Origin of the sequence: Pseudoxanthomonas sp. PXM02 (assembly GCF_014851805.1) — a bacterium.
GTDB lineage: Bacteria > Pseudomonadota > Gammaproteobacteria > Xanthomonadales > Xanthomonadaceae > Pseudoxanthomonas_A.
The window spans coordinates 184,233-202,480 of the sequence record NZ_JACVAK010000001.1 but is presented as its reverse complement, the minus strand read 5'-3'; the positions used below and the strand labels follow the sequence as shown (position 1 = coordinate 202,480).

Below are 18,248 nucleotides of genomic sequence, written 5' to 3'. Positions count from 1 at the left end.
GCCGCGTTGACGCCTTTCGGCGCCGCGTGCTTCACTCGGTGCGGGAGAGGAGGCAAGCATGGCCACGAAGAAAGCGCCGGCAAAGCCGCGTCGCGAGCCGATGTCGCGGGTGGATACCGCCTGGTTGCGGATGTGTCGTCCGACCAACCCGATGATGATCACCGGCGTGCTGATGTTCGACGAGCCGATGACGCTCGACAAGCTGAAGCAGGTCATCAGGAAGCGCTTCCTCGCATACCCGCGCTTCCTGCAGAAGGCGGTGGACACGCCCGCAGGCGCTTCGTGGGTGACCGATCCCGATTTCGACCTCGACTGGCATGTGCGCCTGTCCGCGCTGCCCGGTCGTCACGATCCCAAATCCGAGAAGAAGGCGCTGGAGCGTTTCACCAGCCAGATGGCGTCTTCGCCCTTGGACAAGACCAAGCCGCTGTGGCAGTTCCATTTGATCGAGAAGTACGGCACCGGCTCGGCGCTGGTCGCGCGCATCCATCACAGCTACGCCGACGGCATCGCGCTGGTGCAGGTGCTGCTGTCGCTGACCGATACCAGCCGCACACCGGACGCCGGCAAGGACCTGCGCTCGGCGTGGCTGAAGAAGGACGGTGTGGAAGTCGTGCGCCGTGTCGGCGCGATCGACCGGTACGTGCAACTCGGCGGCAAGGTGCTCGGCAAGGGCATGGAGATGATGCAGGACCCCACGCTGGCGACGATGCTGGCGAAGGAGGGGGGGGAAATCGGTCGCGAGCTGCTGCATGCGCTGTCGCTGTCCGACGATCCGCCAACCTTGCTGCGCGGCAAGCTGGGCGTCAGCAAGCGTGTCGCCTGGGCCGAGCCGTTGGACCTGGAGGACGTGAAGGCGGTTGGTCGCGCCTGCGACTGCACCGTCAACGACGTGCTGATGGCCGCCGCGGCCGGCGCGCTGCGCAGCTACATGCTGGAGCGCGGTGAGCAGCTCGAAGGCGTGACCCTGCGGGCCACCGTGCCGGTCAACCTGCGTCCGCTCGAGCATGCGCGCAAGCTCGGCAACCATTTCGGCTTGGTGTTCCTGGATTTGCCGGTCGGCGAGGACAATCCGATCCGTCGGCTGGAGCGGGTTGCAGATTGCATGCGTGACCTGAAGAACTCACGCCAAGCCATTGTTGCATTTGGACTTCTTGCCGCGCTTGGCATGGCGCCGTCAGCACTCCAGGGCGTGGCGCTGGAGCTGTTCTCGCGCAAGGCGACTGCCGTGGCGACCAACGTGCCGGGCCCACAGCAGCCGCTGTACATGGGCGGCAGCCGGGTGCGGGAGATGATGTTCTGGGTGCCGCAGACAGGCTCCATCGGCCTGGGCATTTCGATCCTCAGCTACAACGGACGTGTGCACTTCGGACTGATCGCCGACGCCAAGCTGATCCCCGATCCCGACGCGGTGATCCGTCGCTTTGGGCCCGAGTTCGAGAAGCTCCTGTACCTGTCTTTGATGGGCGATTGGGACCGCACATTGGACGCGCCGGCCGCCGCCGCGTTGCTCGGGTGATCCCTGACGCCACCTGAATGAACAGGGCACAAATCGCGTCCCGTAAACATTCCGCTGGTTAGGCTTGCGGCCGTTCTTGGCAGTTCCCGCACGCCACTAGGAGGATGTAATGAACGCGATGCTGAAGACCGGCGCCCTGGCGGCGCTCACCGTGACCCTGCTGGGCGGCTGCGCCAGTTACACCGGCCAGACCAATGATCCGAACGACCCCAACCGCACCCGTACGGGCGCCCTGATCGGTGCCGGCATCGGCGCGGTCGCCGGCCTGCTGAGCGGCAGCGACGCCACCGAACGCCGCCAGCGTGCGCTGGTAGGCGCGGGCATCGGCGGCCTGGCCGGCGGTTCCATCGGCGCCTACCAGGATCGCCAGGAAGCCGAACTCCGCCGCCAGACGGCAGGTACCGGCATCGACGTCAGCCGCGATGGCGACGTCATCAAGCTCAACCTGCCGGACGGCGTGACCTTCGACTTCGGCAAGGCCGACCTGAAGCCGCAGTTCTACCCGGCGCTCAACAACGTGGCCTCCACGCTGCGCGAGTACAACCAGACCATCGTGGAAGTCAGCGGTCACACCGACAGCATCGGCAGCGATGCGGTCAACCAGCGTCTTTCGGAGCAGCGCGCGTCGTCGGTCGGCAACTACTTGATCGGCCAGGGCCTGCAGCGCGAGCGCTTCGAGATCGTCGGCATGGGCAAGCGCTATCCAATCGCCAGCAACGACACCGACTCGGGTCGCGCCGCGAACCGCCGCGTCGAAGTGCGCGTGCTGCCGGTGCGTTCGTAAGCCCCCCGCTTCACGTCAACACGGACGGGCCGCCCAGTGCGGCCCGTCTGCGTTTCAGCGGGAGGCACGGTCCGCGAACGTGTCCGTCGCGCGCACCAGTGCATCGACGATGGCGGGCTCGGTGGCACTGTGGCCGGCCAGCACCATCTCCAGCACCGCTTCCGGCCAGGCCTGCGCCAGATCCCAGGCGCTGCGTGGCGGACAGATGATGTCGTAGCGTCCCTGCACGATGACGCCGGGCAGGTGGCGTATGCGGTCGACATCGCGGAGCAGCTGGCCGTGCTCCAGGAAGGCGTTGTGGCGGAAGTAATGCGCCTCGATGCGCGCCTTGGCCAACACCTTGTGCGGGTCTTCGGTGGTCTCGGCATCCGGGTCGTGGACCAGCGTCGCCGCATGATCCTCCCACCCCAGCCACGCCAGTCCAGCCTCGAGGCGCGTCGCCTCGTCCGCACTGTCCATGCGGCGCCAGTAGGCCTGGATAATCGCGTGGCGCTCGTCTTCCGGGATCAGCGCTTCGTAACGCGCCCAGCGCTCCGGGAAGATCCAGCGCGCGCCGCCATCGGCTTCGTTGAACCAGCGGTTCTCTTCTTGACGGCCCAGGTAGACGCCGCGCACGATCAGTCCGGTCGCCCGCTGCGGATGCGCCTGCGCGTAGGCCAGCGCCAGCGTCGAGCCCCACGAGCCGCCGAACACCAGCCATCGGTCGATGCCCACCCGTTCGCGGATCTGTTCGATATCGGCGACCAGGTGCGCGGTGGTGTTGTCGTGCAGTTCGCCGAACGGGGTCGACCGGCCCGTCCCGCGCTGGTCGAACAGCACGATGCGGTAGCGCGCCGGGTCGAAGAAACGACGGTGGACCGGCGACAGCCCGGCACCGGGTCCGCCGTGCAGGAAGATCACCGGTATGCCGTCGGGATTGCCGCATTCCTCCACGTACAGCGTGTGGAGCGCATCGACGGGCACGGTGTGCGTGCGGTAGGGCGTGGTCTCGGGATACAGGGGGCGCATGGGGCAGGGGTCCGTGCGGGGTGCCTGAGCATAGCCAGCCATGCCGCGTCCGTCAGCCCGCATCGTCCGCTGCTGTCAACCCGTTTCCAGCACCGCCATCCGTTGCCACAATCGGGGTCCCACCCGGTCCATCGGGTATTCCAGTACGGACGCAATGCAAGACCGCAATCCCAAGATCGCCCAGCACATCGCCGCCACCATCGCCGACGAGATCGGTGCGCAGACCGCCCAGGCCAAGGCCGCCATCGCCCTGCTCGACGAGGGCGCCACCGTGCCCTTCATCGCCCGCTACCGTAAGGAAGTCACCGGCGGGTTGGACGACACCCAGCTGCGCAACCTCGAAGTGCGCCTGACCTACCTGCGTGAGCTGGAAGACCGCCGCGCTGCCGTGCTCGCCAGCATCGACGAACAGGGCAAGCTGACCGATGAACTGCGCGCCGAGATCGAAGGTGCGGACAGCAAGGCGCGGCTGGAAGATCTCTATCTGCCGTACAAGCCCAAGCGCCGGACGCGCGCGCAGATTGCGCGCGAAGCCGGCCTGGAGCCGCTGGCCGATGGCCTGCTCGCCGATCCGACGCAGGTGCCCGAAACCGCGGCCGCGACCTACATCGACGCCGAGAAGGGCGTCGCCGACGCCAAGGCCGCGCTCGACGGCGCACGCGCCATCCTGATGGAGCGCTGGGGCGAGAACGCCGCGCTGGTCGGCGAACTGCGCGGCTGGATGACCGATGTCGGCGTGATCCGCGCCAAGGTCGCCGACGGCAAGGAGAACGAAGGGGCGAAGTATCGCGACTACTTCGACCACGCGGAATCGCTGGCGAAGATTCCCTCGCACCGCCTGCTCGCGCTGTTCCGTGCCCGTCGCGAAGAGATCCTGCTGCTCGACCTCGATCCGGGCATGGAGGCCGAAGCCGGCCACCAGCAGGCCGAGGGTCGCGTCGCCGTGCATGCCGGTGTGTCCGCGCAGGGCCGTGCCGCCGACAAATGGCTGCTCGATGCCTGCCGCCTGACGTGGCGCGCCAAGCTGCACATGCACCTGCTGCTCGACCTGTTCAACCAGGCGCGCGAGAAAGCCGAAGCCGAGGCCATCGCGGTGTTCGGCGACAACCTCAAGGATCTGCTGCTGGCAGCGCCTGCGGGACCGAAGGCGGTGCTCGGCCTCGATCCGGGCCTGCGCACGGGCGTGAAGGTCGCGGTGGTCGACCGCACCGGCAAGCTGGTCGATACCGCGACGATCTATCCGCACGAACCGAAACGCCAGTGGGACCCGTCGCTGCACGTGCTGCGCGCGTTGTGCGCCAAGCACCAGGTCGACCTGATCGCCATCGGCAACGGCACCGCCAGCCGCGAGACCGACAAGCTGGCCGGTGATCTGATGAAGCAGGCCGCCGAGCTGAAGCTGGAGAAGATCGTCGTCAGCGAGGCCGGCGCGTCGGTGTACTCGGCGTCGGAATTCGCGGCGAAGGAATTCCCCGATCTCGACGTCAGCATCCGCGGCGCGGTATCGATCGCACGCCGTCTTCAGGATCCGCTGGCCGAGTTGGTGAAGATCGAACCCAAGGCCATCGGCGTGGGCCAGTACCAGCACGACGTGGACCAGTTCCGGCTGGCGCGTGCGCTCGACGCTCGCGTCGAGGACTGCGTGAATGCGGTCGGCGTGGACGTGAACACCGCTTCCGCTGCGCTGCTGACGCGCGTGTCCGGCCTGTCGTCCAGCGTGGCCGAGAACATCGTGCGTTTCCGCGACGAACACGGTGCCTTCCGCACCCGCAAGGCGCTGCTGGGTGTGCCGCGCCTGGGCGAAAAGACGTTCGAGCAGTGCGCCGGCTTCCTGCGTATCGCCGACGGCGACGAGCCGCTGGATGCATCGTCCGTGCATCCGGAAGCCTATCCGGTGGTCGAGCGCATCCTCGCCGGCAGCGGCCGGCAGGTGAAGCAGATCGTCGGCGACACGGTCTTCCTGCGGGGCGTGAAGGCCGAGCAGTACACCGACGGGAAGTTCGGCGTGCCGACCATCCGCGACATCCTGAAGGAACTGGAAAAGCCCGGTCGCGATCCGCGTCCCGAGTTCAAGGCCGCGCGCTTCGCCGACGGTGTGGAAGACATCAAGGACCTGCGCGAAGGCATGATCCTGGAAGGCGTGGTCAGCAACGTGGCCGCGTTCGGCGCGTTCGTCGACATCGGCGTGCACCAGGATGGCCTGATCCACATCTCGGCGCTGGCCGACCGTTACGTCAAGGACCCGCGCGAGGTGGTGAAAGCAGGCGACATCGTCAAGGTGAAGGTGCTGGAGGTCGACGTGGCACGCAAGCGCATCGCGCTGACGCGCCGTCTTGATGACGCCCCGGCACCGCAGGCGCCGCGTGAAGCACGGGCGAACGACCCGCGACCGCCGCGCGGACCGGATCGGGGCCACCCGCGCGACCAGCGCCGTGGCACCGCGCCGGCCAAGTCGAGCGCACCACCGGCCGACAACGCCCTGGCTGCCGCGTTCGCGCGAGCCCGCGACAAGCCTTGATCCGGTAGCGGGGCATCGAACCTCGATGCCCCGCATGGGTGGCGCTCAGCGCTTCTTGCGTGGCTTCTGCGTCGAGACTGCCTTCGGTACGGATGCCAACAGCTCGGCGGAGGCGATCATCGAGTCCATCGCGCGCTGCAGGCCGGCGTTGGCGCCCTCCCGCAGTACCTTCTCGATCTGATCGCCTTCCAGCTTGCGCACCGACTTCTCGTCAGGTGACGGGAAGGCCTCGCGCAGTGCCACCAGCGCACTGCCGATGGCGATGTCGAACAGCTGCGTGCCGTCCAGCCATTCCAGGCCGTCGAACTTCTCGCGCAGCGGGTCCGGCTCCGGCCACCACGGATCGATCTCGGGGATGAGTGGCGGCAGGCGCTCGTAGAGCAGGTCCAGGGCCAGACGGATGCCCTGGCAGCGACCGGCGAAGCGCCCGAGCACGTCGCGTGCATGCTGGCCGATCAGGCGGATCGCGCCCAGGTCGAGCTTGGCCAGCGGAATGTCCGTGGTCGTCAGCACAGCTTCCATCACACGCTCGTCCCACAGCAGCGTCCAGTACAGACGCGAGTTCATGCAGCGGATGCGTTCGGGGCGCGACAGCCACACGGCCAGATTGCGGTAGTACGCCTTGATCTCCTCGAAGTGCGCCTGGCCGCTGGCCGACGACAGGAAGCCGTTGCGCCACACATGCCCGGCCGGCAGGCCGCCGTCGTTGAACAGGCCGATCAGGTTGACGTTGACGAAGTGGTGCCAGGTCGCATCGGTGACGACACGGCCGATGCCGGCACGGTGGCCGTCATAGGCGCAGATGCCGCCGAACGCCTGCGACTGCGTCGGATCCTTGCCGCCGGAGCGCGTGCCGCCCAGTACGCTGTTGGTCGAGATGAGCTCCGGCAGCGGACGCGGTCCGCCATCGGTCGCAGCGGGATACTCCGCGCCCAGGGCGCCGCCGAAATTGAGATTCGCCCCGGTCGATGACGGCTCGACGCATTCGCCTTCATGCGGATGGTCAGGCATCACGCGGATCACGCCGCGCGGACCGCACAACAGCGGATGCGGATAGGTGTAGCGGAACAGCCCGTTGCGACGCGAGTACATGCGTGGCTGGATCGTCTGCGGGACGTCGTCCGACTGGTCGGAGAACGAGGAGACGCCGGGGGGACGATTGGTGTCGTTGCGGCGCGAACCGCCCATGCTGACTTCGTCCTCGCCGCCGACACCCGGCGTGGATTGCCACAGGCGCATGCCGCGCACGCGCGGTACCGCATGGCACAAGGCCCGTCCGAGCGCACCATGGTCGCCGGTGGCGAAGACGCCGCCGCCGGCATTCATGAACTGGGTCAGCGCACGCAGTTCGGTGTCGGACAGTCGGTCCGACGGATAGGCCGCGCCCCGTGTGTTGCCGTATGCGGGATCGATGCCGAACAGGAACACCGTGTCGTACATGCCGGTGCCGAAGTGCGTGGCATCGTCGAACTTGAATGCCGGGATGCGCCGGGTGACGCGGCTTTCACCCGACATCAGGCGGCTGCCGCCCACGTCGTCGATATGCGCAAGCGTGATCTCGAAGCGGGCATGCCGCCCCGGCATGTCGAGCAGCGAGCGGACGAAGGTGGACAGGCCGAAGTCGCCTTCGGAGAAATCCAGTCCATCGTCGGCGACCAGCAGCACCTTGACGGTGCAGGGCCTCAGGAAGGGCCAGTAGATTTCGGGATTCAAGCGCCAGTCGTCGCGGAAGCGTTCGCGAAACTCCAGGTGGCGCAGGTTCTCGATCGTAAGCGGTGTGTCGGTAATGGGCATGGTGCTGTCCTTGGCGTAGTGGCTGAGGATCCCTCCTGCGTCCAGAACAACGCCGGCCCATTTCAACGACGGACACGCACAGCGGCGAAACGCACCCTGTTCACCAAAAATCAGGGTTTTCCTACAGTGTCCGGCTTCGCGATGCCGAGGTCGATCGGCACCACGAAGACGCGTCAGCGCGTCGCGTAGGACGCGAGATACGGGCTCAATCCGCCGGCGCGCAACTGCGTCGCGGCGGTTGTCCAGTCGATCGACTTGCCCGACTTGAGCGCTTCCAGCGTGGCCACGACCGACAGTTCGACTTCCGGCAGGCCGGCAGCACCGGGCGCAGTGCGTCGCTGCTCGATGGCATCGAACAGCACCGCGTTGGCTTCCGCGTAGGTCAGCGGGGGCGTGGTGCCATGCGCATCGCGCCAGGCCGCTGTCTCCAGCACGCCGTTGACGTGCGAGAGGATCAGCCAGGTCGCCCGGCCGATCAGCTTCAGGTTGCCTGGCTGCACGCTGGTCATCGTGTTGCCGACCACGCGCCCGCGCTTGGCCATCACGCCGGTGGAGTGCGCATTGAGCAGCATCTTCAGCACGATGGTCTGGCTGAGCTCGAAGGCATCGCGCTGCGGCACGGTCACCGCGATCACCGGCACGGTACGGGGCAGGGCGGCCACATCGCGCAGGACGTCCGATGCGAGGGGGCGCGCGGAGACCGACATCAGCACCAGATCCGCACCGGCCGAGGCGGCGGCCTCCAGCCATTGCCGGTTCGCGTCCTGGTGCGCTTCGTCGCCCAGCAGGATCAGTGCACCGGAATCGCCGGCGGTCGGCGCGGTGCGTTGCATGTTCGCGGGCGTGTACGACAGGTCATACAGCGCCTGCTGTTCGTCGCCGGCGTTGGACAGGCCGCGCAGCGCGGCTTCGCGCAGATACGGGTCGGAGATGCCGTTCTCGAACGGCGGCAGGTACAGCGCCTTGTCCAGTCCGTGGAACGGACGGTGCAGCAGCGCTTGCCAGGCCTGGGCGCCACCAGCTGCGGGCGTCCACACCTGGATCCACGAGCGCCGCTCGGGCGCATTCACCGCATCCAGTGGGCCCAGCCGGAACGTGGGCGCGCGTTCGGTGACGTCGACGAACACCGGCATCAGTGCCCGCGTCGCCAGATAGGTCGCATACCGTCCGTTCGCATAGCTCGCGGCTTCGCGATCGGTCCATGCGGCGAGTTTCGGCGCAGTGGCCGCAGCCGTCTGCTGCAGCTGCGTGAAGCCGCGCAGGCGGTCGGCGATGCTGGCGTCGCCGAAGCCCAGCGAGGCCAGTTCGTCAGCCGACAGGACGTCGCGCAGCAGGGCACGCGTGGCGTCTTCCAGCACCACGCCCAGCACATACAGGCTGGTGGTGGTGGCCTGCATGCGGGTGGAGCCGGTGATGGCCTGCGGCCCGGTCGGCAGCGCGATCTTGGTGATGCGCCCGTCGTCCAGCACGCGGCGGCTGCGCTCGAACGGGCGGAGCACCTCGTCCGGATTGTTGTAGACGAACCACGTGCGTCGGGCGTCCGCGCCGGCCTGGTCGGCGGCGGCCAACGCGGTGCCGATCACGGCGGAGGTCTCGCCGCCTTCGGTCACGGCGAACACCAGATCATCGGGTTGGATGCCGTTGTCCTGCAGCTGCAGGCGGCCGATTTCGGGGATGTCCTCGAAGCCTTCGAGCGAGGCGATCAGCGCACGGTCGCCGCCGGTGATCTCGCCCCGCACACGCTCGCCGAGCGCGGGATAGCGCGCTTCGATCTTCTTTGCCAGCGGCGACTGCGCGGTGCGCTGCCAGAACGGACGCCACAGGCCGCTCTCCAGCGTCTCGGCCAGGCGACCGGTCGAGCCGGTACCGTAGAAGTACAGGCGATGCCCGTCGCGCAATGCGCGGGTGATGTCTCGTGAAGCGGCTTCCAGCGTGGCCAGGCGCGCTGGATCGTCGGCGACGCCCTGCAGCGCCTTCGCGATGTCCTCGTCCACCGCCAGCAGCGACGCCAGTCCATCGGCAGTATCGGTGGCGATGCGCGTGCTTAGGTCGAAGCTGCGCGGATGGCGCTGCTCGGTCAGCAGGCTGTGCAGCTGGAACTGCTGCTTGTTCGCCACGAAGTCCTGCGATTGCGCGGACGGCGTGACCCCCAGGCGGTCCGGGGTGGGCTGTGCGCCCGCGGGTATCGCCGCGGAGGCCATGAAAAGGAAAGACATGCTGCGCATGATGCGGTTCGCCATACGGGACATCGGATCCCTCACCTGACAACGGAAGAATGCGGCGACACCGGCGGAACATCCCCTTGCACGGCGCCACACGCAGGCTGCTATCGTCGTGACCACGATAGCAAACGGTGATGACACTATGCCCCGGTTCGGTCGTCTGCTGCACGCTGCACTGCGCGTCTCCATGCTGCCAGCGCTGTTGTTGCTGGCCCTCGCATGGCCGTATGCCGCATTGGCGTCCGAGGCCGCAACGTCGCGGTTGGGCATCGAGGTGCTGCTCGACCAGCGCCTTGATCTGCTGCGCGACAAGCGGGTCGGGCTGGTGACCAACGCCACCGGCGTGGACAGCCAGTTGCGCAGCGACGTCGACCGCTTTGCGGCGCAGAAGGACTTCGCGTTGGTGGCGCTGTTCGGGCCGGAACACGGCGTGCGCGGTGATGTGCAGGCCGGCGACAAGGTCGCCTCGTCGCGCGATGTCGCTACCGGTCTCCCGGTGCACAGCCTGTATGGGGAGCACCGCGAACCGACGCCCGCGATGCTGGAGGGCATCGACGTGCTGGTGTTCGACATCCAGGACGTCGGCACGCGCTTCTATACCTACCCCTACACGCTGGCTGGCGTGATGCGGGCGGCGAAGAAGGCAGGGATTCCTGTCGTGGTCGCTGATCGCCCCGATCCGCTGGGCGGTGTGCTCGTCGAAGGGCCGGTGCTGGAGCCGGCGCTGGCGTCGTTCGTCGGCATGTTTCCCATCCCGATCCGCCACGGCATGACCGTCGGCGAACTGGCCACGCTGTTCAACATCGAGTTCGGCATCGGCGCGGACCTGCACGTGGTGACGGTGCAGGGCTGGGCACGGGGCGATGAGCCCCTGCGCGATGCACTGCCTTGGGTGCCGCCGTCACCCAACATGCCCACGCCCGATACGGCGCTGGTCTATCCCGGCACGGGCTTGCTGGAAGGCACCAACGTGTCGGAAGGGCGTGGTACGACGCGGCCGTTCGAAATGATCGGCGCGCCCTGGGTGGACGCACCGGCGCTGGCCGCGCGCCTCGATGCGATGGCCTTGCCCGGCGTGCGGTTCCGCCCGGTATGGTTCACTCCGACCTTCTCCAAGCATGCGGGCGTGGCCTGCGCGGGTGTGCAGCTGCATGTCACTGACCGCGCCGCGTTCCGTCCGGTCCGCACGGGCATCGCGGTGCTGAAGGCGCTGCATGACCAGCATCCGAAGGAATTCGCCTTCCTGCCCGGCAATCCTCCGTTCTTCGATGCGCTGGCCGGCGTGCCGTGGTTGCGCGTGGCGATCACGAAGGGTGAGTCTGTCGATGCCATCGAGGCACGCTGGACGCCCGCGCTCGAACGGTTCCGGACGCTTCGGCAGCGGCATTTGCTCTACCTGGAACGATGACGCGCGTACGTCGGTCCCATACCCGGGAATCAGTCCACCAAGTCCTCAGAGGCCCGGGTTCATGCGGATCGCTTGCGGGCCCTGCTACGGCGCGCAGATTTGGCGCTGTCGGCGGTGGCCGGTGTCGCGGTGGCCAGGTCCAGCTGCAGGCGTTCCAGCGAAGACAGCGTGTCGGCATAAGCGATGAAGTGCTGCAGATAGCCCGGTGCCACGTCGCGCATGACGTGGAGGGCGCGATGGACCAGCATGCCCGAGTTGAGCGGGCCGGCGTCTGCGGGGAGGTCATGGAGCGAGGCACGCAACTGGCTGTCGGTGCGCACCTGTGTCCACACCCGCCGTGCTTCCTCCAGCACGGCGGGCGCGTGCCCTGCAGATGCCGCGAGCGCCGTCGTGAGCGTGGCCGCTGTCGAGGCGCGTGCCTGCATCTCGGTCGTCAGCGTGCGCAGCAGGGCGGCAGGCGAGCCGGTCGATGTCGATGTGCGCGGCGTCCAGCGGGCTAGGTCATCGGCGTAGAGCGCGATCAGGCCGGACAGGCGGGCATCGAGCAATCGGCGCGCTTCTCCGGCGTGGGCATGCGCGCGCGCCGCCAGCGCATCGATGAAGGCGAAACGCAACGGATCCATCCGGTCGGCGCCGCGCGCCCGCCAGGCCTGCAACTGTGCGGGGACGGGCAGGGCGTCACCGTCCATCGGCGGCAGCACGCTTGGCGGGACGCGGAATCGGCGCAATCTCGACGCGACGGTTGCGCGCGCGGCCGGCTTCGCTGTCGTTCGCACTGACCGGCTGTTCGGCGCCGAATGCGGCGGCGAACACCGACGACGAGGGCACGCCATCGGCGATCAGCGTACGCATGACCGTCAACGAGCGCTGCGCCGACAGTTCCCAGTTGTCGGCGAACTGGCGGTTGTTGCCACTGACCTGGCGGTCGTCGGTGAAGCCGCTGACCATCAGGATCTCGTCGCGCGTGCGCAGGTAGCCCGCCAGCGGAGCGGCCAGGCCTTTGAGCAGTTCGCGGCCTTCCGGCTGCAACTGGTCGGAGTTCAGCGCGAACAGCACGTTGCCGCGGATGCCGATACGGCCATCCACCAGCGTGACGCGGCCTTCGGCGAGCGGTTCGGCCAGCGCCTCTTCCAGCGCCTTGCGCTGCTGGGCTTCCTGTTCGCGCCGCTTCACTTCCTCATCCAGCCGCTGCGAGAGTTGGGCCTGCACGGCGATCACACCCACCAGCACCAGCACGAAGGCGCCGAGCAGCACCGACATCAGGTCGCCGAAGCTGGCCCAGACGGGCGCGCCGAGATCGGCGTCGTCTCCGGTCTCGACGCTCACGCGGCTTCCGCCGGCTGCGCGCCGCTCAGCTGCTGCAGGTCGAGCGTGATCTGCCGCTGTGCGGACAGGCTGAGGTCGATCACTTCGCGCGCCTGCGCCACGTAGTACGCCAATTGGTCGTCGCTACGGGCCAGCGAACGATCCAGCGCACCTTCGATGGCCTGCAGGCGCACGAGCAGTTCTTCGTTCGACTTGCCGAACGACTGCACTGCCGTGCCCAGCGCGTCGCCCAGGCTGGCGACTTCCGTGGCGCCCGCGGCGACCTGCGCGGCGATGCCGCCGAGCTTGCCGGTTTCGGCTTCGACATGGTCGGTGAAGCGCGTGCCGACGCGGTCGAGCAGGTCGGCCGAGGTGGCGACCAGTGCGTCGATCGCACTGCGCTGCTCGGTGGAGGCGTGGTTCACCGCATCGAGCAAGGTCTGCAGCGTTTCCATCAGCTGGTTGCGTTCTTCCAGCATGGCGGTGTCGCGCACCATGCTGTCGGACAGCTTCTGGCGCAGCTCGGCGATGACGTCGGCGGCGGCGCGCGGCGCCTCGGAGGCGACCTGCACCAGCTGCGAGATCTCGGCGATGGTCTGGGTTGAATGCGCTTGCGCCTGGGTGGTGATGTCCTGTGCGCTGCGTGCGAGTGCGTCGCAGATGTCCTGTTGGAGCTGCGCTGTCTGCGCGCCGGCCCGTTCCCACTCGTCGCGCAGCGTGGCGCTCATCGCGGCCAGGCGCTCGGCCCAGGCGGCGAGGCGCTGGTCGTCCTGCGATGCAAGCGTCTGCTGCAGCGTGGCGTGCGAGCGTTCCATTGCCTGCAGCAGCGCGTCGGCGTGCCGCTCGATGCCGCCGGTGGCTGCCGTCAGCGCCTGCGCGTTGCGCTCGGCCATGCCGGCATGGCCCGCCTCCTGCTGTGCCAGGACCTGGTCCCAGCGGTCCGCCAGGGTCGTGGCATTGGCTTCCAGGCGCGAGGACACGCTGTCGACCAGCGCGGACGACTGCTGCTCGAACGTGCCGGCCAGACGTGTGGCCAGCACCTGCATCTCGGCGGTGAGCGCCGTGTTTGCCTGCTGCTGGTGCTCCAGCACCGAAGCCCAGCTCGCGGTAGCCGCCGTGGTGGCGGCGCCGAAGCCGGCGCTCAGGCCATCGAGCTGGCGCTGCACGGCCCCGGTGACGGTGGCCTGCATCGCTGCACTTTCACGGGCCAGCCCCGCCAGCGTCGCTTCGGTCGACGGCTGCAGGGCCGCGACGACGGCGCGCGCGCTCGCATCGACGCCGGACTTCAACGTCTGCTCGAACGAGGCGGCCCACTGGGCCTGCGCGGCCTCGGTGCGTTCGTGGAACGCCTGCTGATGGGTCGCCAGGCGTTCGCCTGAGGCGGCGTTCTGTTGTTCGATCGAGGCCACCATCGCTTGCAGGCGTTCGACCAGATCCGGCATCAACGCGGCCTGCTGCTGCAACAGGCGGAAGGATTCCTCGCGCTGGAAGGCTTGCGAATGCGCATGCAGCGACGTGGTGATTTCTGCATCCAGCAGATGAACCGCCTCCAGTCGCTCGCGACGGCACAGCGCCGCCATCAGGCCAAGCACCGCCGATGTCGCCACGCCGGCGATCGATGTGCCGAACGCAAAGCCCAGGCCCTTCACCGGTGCGGCCAGCGAGCCACGGATGGCGTCGATGTCGGTCGCGCTTTCCAGGGCCAGACCGGTGCCGCGCAGCGTGGCCATCATGCCCAGCAGCGTGCCCAGCATGCCGAGCAGGACCAGCAGGCCGACCAGGTACGGCGTGAGGGCGGGGGCTGGCAGGGCGACGCGCTCGCCTTCGATGCGCTGGCGGACCGACGGGCGCAGGCTCGCATGCAGCGATGAAAGCCAGGTCGACAGACCTTGTTTCGCGGCTGACGTGTCCTTGACCGCCTGCAGCAACGAATCGGTGGCTTGGCGATAGCGATGCAGTTCCACCGCGCCGGCCACATAGCAGAGACCGATGATCAGGGTGACCACCACGCCCAGCGCATGCGTACCGACGTAGCCGACCCCGATCCAGGTGACGATGGCGAGGCCCAGCAGGAACAGGGCGGTCAGGAGGGCGTGTCGGGTCATGGTGTTCCAGAGTCGTGCGAGGTACGAAGCGCGGCGAGTAGCGCGTCGAGGGGATGGAAGCGGAGGTCCAGCTCGGCGAGCAGGATGTCCTGGAGGTCGTGGCGGAAGCGGGCGAGCCAGGCGTCGTCGCTGGTATCGGCATGCGCCTGCTTCAGTCGTTCGAAGTGCTGGACGAGCAGGGTAGGTGTCGCGGTCAGCAGCGTTTGTTCGCGCGGGCTCAACGTCATCTCCATGACCCCGTCGATCTCCGCCAAGCGAACCTGATCGGGTGAACCCGCCGCCAGGGCATCGCGCAATCGCCCGCGCAGTTGGCCGGTGCCCGCCTGCATGGCGCGTTGCAGATCCAGGATGTGGCGCTGGAAGGGCGCGAACGCATCGCTGGCGAATGTCTCAAGCTTGTCGGTGCGCGTGATGGCGGTGCGCAGGGACGCCTTCACGCGTGCGCAGGCCGCTTCTTCGTCGCCGGCTGCCGTTGCCACACCCGGTGCCGGCGAGGCATCCAGGGCGCGCGACAACGCGACAGCCCGATTCCAGTCGATCCACTGGCCCAGTCGCTCGGACAGGGCAGGGCCGGCGACGGGGGCGTCGAGGCCACCCAACCGGGAGAGTCGCTGGACGAAGGCGGGGGCCGAAACGGCCGTCCGGTGCTGCGGTAAAGCCACGCTGACGCTCAAAAAAGACGGCGATTTTACAGGAAGCACCAAGCCGGCTGCCGGATTCAGGTTCAATCTGAGGCGAGCGCAGCCGGTGGGCAAAGAAAAAGCCGGAACCGTGAGGTTCCGGCTTTCTGAATGGTGGAGGTGGGCGGAATTGAACCGCCGTCCGAAGGCACTCCATCCCCGGTACTACATGCTTATCCCGCCGTTGGATCTCGTCCTGCGACAGCACGGTGGGCAAAGCGCACCGCAGGACCAGCCTGTTTTAGGTTAACCGGATGCTGACAGGCAGCCACTCCCGGCGATTCCGTGATGATGACCTTACGCTGCGAGCACGGACACAAGCAGTTTCAGGGCTTAGGCCTTAAGCGGCCAGAGCGTAGTTGTCGTCGTTGGCAACTAGAGTTTTGCCGCTGGATTTACGAGGAAAGCTGCCCCCTCGGCATGCACCAGGCAACTTCGCAACCCCCGTCGAAGCCAGTGCACCCCCGGGAGTCAGAAACGTCCTGACGAAGGGAAGTGTAGGGGTGGGATAGGCAGGTGACAAGGTTCGGGGCGTATCAGGGTCAACCGGGCTTCACTTGGGGATATTCACACAGGAACATCCGATGTGGGAGCGACGTCAGTCGCGAGCTCCTGTTCGGTAGCGCAGTGCGCAATCGCGCTGAGAGGGTTACCGGGAAGAGCGATCGCGACTGACGTCGCTCCCACATTCGGCACCTCGATGCCTCATGCGTCCTTATTATGCTGGCGCATCACGCGGGATTTTTCGCGTGCCCAGTCGCGATCCTTCTCGCTGGCCCGCTTGTCGTGGGTCTGCTTGCCCTTGGCCAGGGCAATCTCGGCCTTCACCTTGTTGCCCTTCCAGTACAGCGAGGTCGGCACCAGCGTGTAACCGTCGCGTTCGACCTTGCCAATCAGGCTGTCGATCTCGTTCCGGTGCAGCAGCAGCTTGCGGGTGCGACGGTCATCGGCCACCACATGGCTGGAGGCCTGGATCAGCGGCGTGATCTGCGCACCGAACAGGAAGATCTCGCCGTGGCGGACGATCGCGTAGGCCTCGGTGATGTTCGCGCGGCCGGCGCGGATCGCCTTCAGCTCCCAGCCCTGCAGGGCGAGGCCCGCTTCGTAGCGCTCCTCGAAGTGGTACTCGTGACGGGCGCGCTTGTTCAGCGCAATCGTGCCCGTTGCTTTATTCTTGTCCGGTTTCTTTGCCATCCGTCCTATTGTCGCCGAAGGCGGAACCCTACGCGAGCCACATGCATACGATCCGCCGCAGCGCCCTGGTCGAACACTCGGCCACCCGGATGTTCGACCTGGTCAACGACGTGGCGGCCTACCCGCGGCGGTTCGACTGGTGCAGCGCGGCCGAGCTGATCGAGCAGGGCGAGGCGAGGCTGGTCGCCCGGCTGGACCTCGGGCTGGGCTCGCTGCGTACGTGGTTCACCACCGAGAACGCGCTGGACCGTCCGCACCGCATCGACATGAACCTGGTCGACGGCCCGTTCCGCAAGCTGCACGGGCGCTGGGACTTCCATGCGCTGGACGAATCCGCCTGCAAGGTCACGCTGACGCTGGAGTTCGAGCCGTCCAGCCGGTTGCTGGCGCCCGCGATGGCGCTGGGCTTCCAAGGCTTGGCTGACCGCATGGTGGACGATTTCGTGCGCGCCGCCGACCGCGGGGAATGACGTGAGGGTGGAAGTGATCCGTGCCTGGCCGCATCGGTTCGAGTCGGTGGTGTTGGACCTGCCCGACGGTGCCGTCGTGGCGGATGCGCTGGCGGCCAGCGGCTTTGCGGATGCGGCCCATGCGGCGATCGCGATCCATGGCGTGAATGCTACGGCTGAGACGGCGCTACGCGCGGACGACCGCGTGGAAGTGCTGCGGCCGCTGCTTATCGATCCCAAGGACGCGCGCCGCCGTCGGGCGCGCGGTTGAGCGGGCCCACCGTCAGCGGCGGCCGCCCTTCTTCTTTTCTTTCGCGAGGTTCGGACCGAACTTGCGCACGTCTTGCGAAAGCTGCAGGTCGGCTTCGGGGAAGTACTCGCCTTCCCAACTCGCCAGCGTGCCACCGTTGAAGACCAGGGTCAGGTTCTTGATCTCGGTGGTCCCGCGGCGGTTGGTGCGGTTGCTGGCGGTGTAGTCCCAGCGATCGGCATGGAACGGGTCGGCGATCGAGGGGCTGCCCAGCAACGACTGCACCTGCTGCTTGCTCTGTCCCACCTGCAACTGCTCGACGGCCGTCTTCTCGATCAGGTTGCCCTGGTAGATCGGCTGCTTGTAGAGGATGCCGCAGCCGGCAGTGGCGGAAGCGAGGACGGCAACCAGCAGGAATTTGCGCATTGGGACGGGTACGGTGGGAAACCGGGCCGATGATACACTCCCACGGACCGCCGCAACCGCGCTTCAGGCAGCTGGCGCTAAACCGAGAGTGAACGGAGACGCCATGGAATCGCAGGACCTTCGCAAAGTCGGCCTCAAGGTCACCCACCCGCGCATGCGCATCCTGGAGTTGCTGGAGCAGAAGAACGCCCAGCATCACCTGAGCGCGGAAGACATCTACCGGCAGCTGCTGGATCACGGCGACGAAATCGGCCTCGCCACCGTGTATCGCGTGCTGACCCAGTTCGAGGCCGCCGGCCTGGTGCTGAAGCACAACTTCGAGGGCGGCCAAGCCGTCTACGAGCTCGACCGCGGCGGCCACCACGACCACATGGTCGACGTCGACACCGGCAAGATCATCGAGTTCGAAAGCGCCGAGATCGAGAAGCTGCAGCGCGAGATCGCCGCCAAGCACGGCTACGAGCTGGAAGAGCATTCGCTGGTGCTCTACGTGCGCAAGAAGCGCTGAAATCCCTCTGATGTAGGGCTGTGGGAGCGACGTAAGTCGCGAGGCTGCGTCGGTGATGCCTCATCGCGACTTACGTCG

15 protein-coding genes, 1 other RNA gene and 1 pseudogene are annotated in these 18,248 nt (G+C 67.4%); 7 read left to right on the top strand and 10 right to left on the bottom strand.

Features of this window, described 5'->3' with window-relative positions; genetic code table 11:
- The first annotated feature begins 58 nt into the window (after nucleotides 1-58).
- Together IB225_RS00845 and IB225_RS00840 are read left to right on the top strand one after the other, a co-directional pair.
- Nucleotides 59-1,519, top strand: coding sequence for a wax ester/triacylglycerol synthase family O-acyltransferase (locus IB225_RS00845; protein WP_192308841.1), 1,461 nt, complete (start codon nucleotides 59-61; stop codon nucleotides 1,517-1,519).
- Between the two features lie 211 nt (nucleotides 1,520-1,730).
- Nucleotides 1,731-2,303: pseudogene (locus tag IB225_RS00840) on the top strand (OmpA family protein); the annotation flags it as partial.
- 54 nt (nucleotides 2,304-2,357) lie between these two features.
- Here the strand turns inward: IB225_RS00840 and pip are convergent.
- Nucleotides 2,358-3,311, bottom strand: a complete 954-nt coding sequence (gene pip, locus IB225_RS00835; protein ID WP_192308837.1) for a prolyl aminopeptidase — start codon at nucleotides 3,309-3,311, stop codon at nucleotides 2,358-2,360.
- A gap of 154 nt (nucleotides 3,312-3,465) precedes the next feature.
- Between pip and IB225_RS00830 the strand changes: the two genes are divergently transcribed.
- On the top strand, nucleotides 3,466-5,829 hold the full coding sequence (locus IB225_RS00830) for a Tex family protein (protein ID WP_192308835.1): 2,364 nt from the start codon (nucleotides 3,466-3,468) through the stop codon (nucleotides 5,827-5,829).
- A 45-nt stretch (nucleotides 5,830-5,874) separates the two neighbouring features.
- On the opposite strand, the gene IB225_RS00825 is transcribed toward IB225_RS00830, so the two are convergent.
- Both IB225_RS00825 and IB225_RS00820 read right to left on the bottom strand, forming a co-directional pair.
- Nucleotides 5,875-7,623, bottom strand: a complete 1,749-nt coding sequence (locus IB225_RS00825) for a hypothetical protein (RefSeq protein ID WP_192308833.1) — start codon at nucleotides 7,621-7,623, stop codon at nucleotides 5,875-5,877.
- 173 nt (nucleotides 7,624-7,796) lie between these two features.
- Complete coding sequence (locus tag IB225_RS00820) at nucleotides 7,797-9,848, bottom strand: hypothetical protein (RefSeq protein WP_225583157.1); 2,052 nt, start codon at nucleotides 9,846-9,848, stop codon at nucleotides 7,797-7,799.
- A 139-nt stretch (nucleotides 9,849-9,987) separates the two neighbouring features.
- Between IB225_RS00820 and IB225_RS00815 the strand changes: the two genes are divergently transcribed.
- Nucleotides 9,988-11,253, top strand: coding sequence for a DUF1343 domain-containing protein (locus tag IB225_RS00815; RefSeq protein ID WP_225583155.1), 1,266 nt, complete (start codon nucleotides 9,988-9,990; stop codon nucleotides 11,251-11,253).
- 59 nt (nucleotides 11,254-11,312) lie between these two features.
- Here the strand turns inward: IB225_RS00815 and IB225_RS00810 are convergent, their stop codons facing one another.
- From IB225_RS00810 to smpB, 6 genes are all read right to left on the bottom strand, one after another.
- The gene (locus IB225_RS00810; RefSeq protein ID WP_192308831.1) at nucleotides 11,313-11,942 is read right to left on the bottom strand and encodes a DUF2894 domain-containing protein; all 630 of its coding nucleotides are present in this window, start codon (nucleotides 11,940-11,942) and stop codon (nucleotides 11,313-11,315) included.
- Nucleotides 11,932-12,579 (bottom strand): OmpA family protein, encoded by a 648-nt coding sequence (locus IB225_RS00805; RefSeq protein WP_192308829.1) that lies wholly within the window; start codon nucleotides 12,577-12,579, stop codon nucleotides 11,932-11,934. Before IB225_RS00805 ends, IB225_RS00810 begins: the two co-directional genes overlap by 11 nt.
- Nucleotides 12,576-14,663 carry a DUF802 domain-containing protein gene (locus tag IB225_RS00800; RefSeq protein ID WP_192308827.1) on the bottom strand — a complete coding sequence of 696 codons (2,088 nt, stop codon included), beginning with the start codon at nucleotides 14,661-14,663 and terminating at the stop codon, nucleotides 12,576-12,578. The genes IB225_RS00805 and IB225_RS00800 overlap by 4 nt, the downstream gene beginning before the upstream one ends.
- Nucleotides 14,660-15,337: a DUF3348 family protein gene (locus IB225_RS00795; protein ID WP_192310802.1), complete on the bottom strand. Its 678-nt coding sequence runs from the start codon at nucleotides 15,335-15,337 to the stop codon at nucleotides 14,660-14,662. The genes IB225_RS00800 and IB225_RS00795 overlap by 4 nt, the downstream gene beginning before the upstream one ends.
- 118 nt (nucleotides 15,338-15,455) lie before the next feature.
- Nucleotides 15,456-15,809: a transfer-messenger RNA gene (gene ssrA, locus IB225_RS00790) on the bottom strand.
- A 239-nt stretch (nucleotides 15,810-16,048) separates the two neighbouring features.
- Nucleotides 16,049-16,537 carry an SsrA-binding protein SmpB gene (gene smpB, locus IB225_RS00785; RefSeq protein WP_192268265.1) on the bottom strand — a complete coding sequence of 163 codons (489 nt, stop codon included), beginning with the start codon at nucleotides 16,535-16,537 and terminating at the stop codon, nucleotides 16,049-16,051.
- A gap of 41 nt (nucleotides 16,538-16,578) precedes the next feature.
- Between smpB and IB225_RS00780 the strand changes: the two genes are divergently transcribed.
- Together IB225_RS00780 and IB225_RS00775 are read left to right on the top strand one after the other, a co-directional pair.
- Nucleotides 16,579-17,007, top strand: a complete 429-nt coding sequence (locus IB225_RS00780) for a type II toxin-antitoxin system RatA family toxin (RefSeq protein ID WP_192308825.1) — start codon at nucleotides 16,579-16,581, stop codon at nucleotides 17,005-17,007.
- Nucleotide 17,008: 1 nt separating this feature from the next.
- Complete coding sequence (locus IB225_RS00775) at nucleotides 17,009-17,257, top strand: RnfH family protein (protein WP_192308823.1); 249 nt, start codon at nucleotides 17,009-17,011, stop codon at nucleotides 17,255-17,257.
- Between the two features lie 12 nt (nucleotides 17,258-17,269).
- Here IB225_RS00775 and bamE read toward each other — a convergent pair whose 3' ends face one another.
- Nucleotides 17,270-17,662, bottom strand: coding sequence for an outer membrane protein assembly factor BamE (gene bamE / locus IB225_RS00770; RefSeq protein WP_192308821.1), 393 nt, complete (start codon nucleotides 17,660-17,662; stop codon nucleotides 17,270-17,272).
- Nucleotides 17,663-17,765: 103 nt separating this feature from the next.
- Here bamE and fur point away from each other — a divergent pair, with 103 nt between their 5' ends.
- Nucleotides 17,766-18,170: a ferric iron uptake transcriptional regulator gene (gene fur / locus IB225_RS00765; RefSeq protein ID WP_192308819.1), complete on the top strand. Its 405-nt coding sequence runs from the start codon at nucleotides 17,766-17,768 to the stop codon at nucleotides 18,168-18,170.
- Nucleotides 18,171-18,248 lie beyond the last annotated feature (78 nt).

What these genes read in the sequence shown, in the direction of transcription:
- IB225_RS00830 (WP_192308835.1), top strand. Translation starts at nt 3,466, where the DNA reads ATGCAAGACCGCAATCCCAAGATCGCCCAGCACATCGCCGCCACCATC.
- IB225_RS00815 (WP_225583155.1), top strand. Translation starts at nt 9,988, where the DNA reads ATGCCCCGGTTCGGTCGTCTGCTGCACGCTGCACTGCGCGTCTCCATG.
- IB225_RS00820 (WP_225583157.1), bottom strand. Translation starts at nt 9,848, where the DNA reads ATGCGCAGCATGTCTTTCCTTTTCATGGCCTCCGCGGCGATACCCGCG.
- IB225_RS00845 (WP_192308841.1), top strand. Translation starts at nt 59, where the DNA reads ATGGCCACGAAGAAAGCGCCGGCAAAGCCGCGTCGCGAGCCGATGTCG.
- pip (WP_192308837.1), bottom strand. Translation starts at nt 3,311, where the DNA reads ATGCGCCCCCTGTATCCCGAGACCACGCCCTACCGCACGCACACCGTG.
- fur (WP_192308819.1), top strand. Translation starts at nt 17,766, where the DNA reads ATGGAATCGCAGGACCTTCGCAAAGTCGGCCTCAAGGTCACCCACCCG.
- bamE (WP_192308821.1), bottom strand. Translation starts at nt 17,662, where the DNA reads ATGCGCAAATTCCTGCTGGTTGCCGTCCTCGCTTCCGCCACTGCCGGC.
- IB225_RS00810 (WP_192308831.1), bottom strand. Translation starts at nt 11,942, where the DNA reads ATGGACGGTGACGCCCTGCCCGTCCCCGCACAGTTGCAGGCCTGGCGG.
- IB225_RS00825 (WP_192308833.1), bottom strand. Translation starts at nt 7,623, where the DNA reads ATGCCCATTACCGACACACCGCTTACGATCGAGAACCTGCGCCACCTG.
- IB225_RS00800 (WP_192308827.1), bottom strand. Translation starts at nt 14,663, where the DNA reads ATGACCCGACACGCCCTCCTGACCGCCCTGTTCCTGCTGGGCCTCGCC.
- IB225_RS00780 (WP_192308825.1), top strand. Translation starts at nt 16,579, where the DNA reads ATGCATACGATCCGCCGCAGCGCCCTGGTCGAACACTCGGCCACCCGG.
- smpB (WP_192268265.1), bottom strand. Translation starts at nt 16,537, where the DNA reads ATGGCAAAGAAACCGGACAAGAATAAAGCAACGGGCACGATTGCGCTG.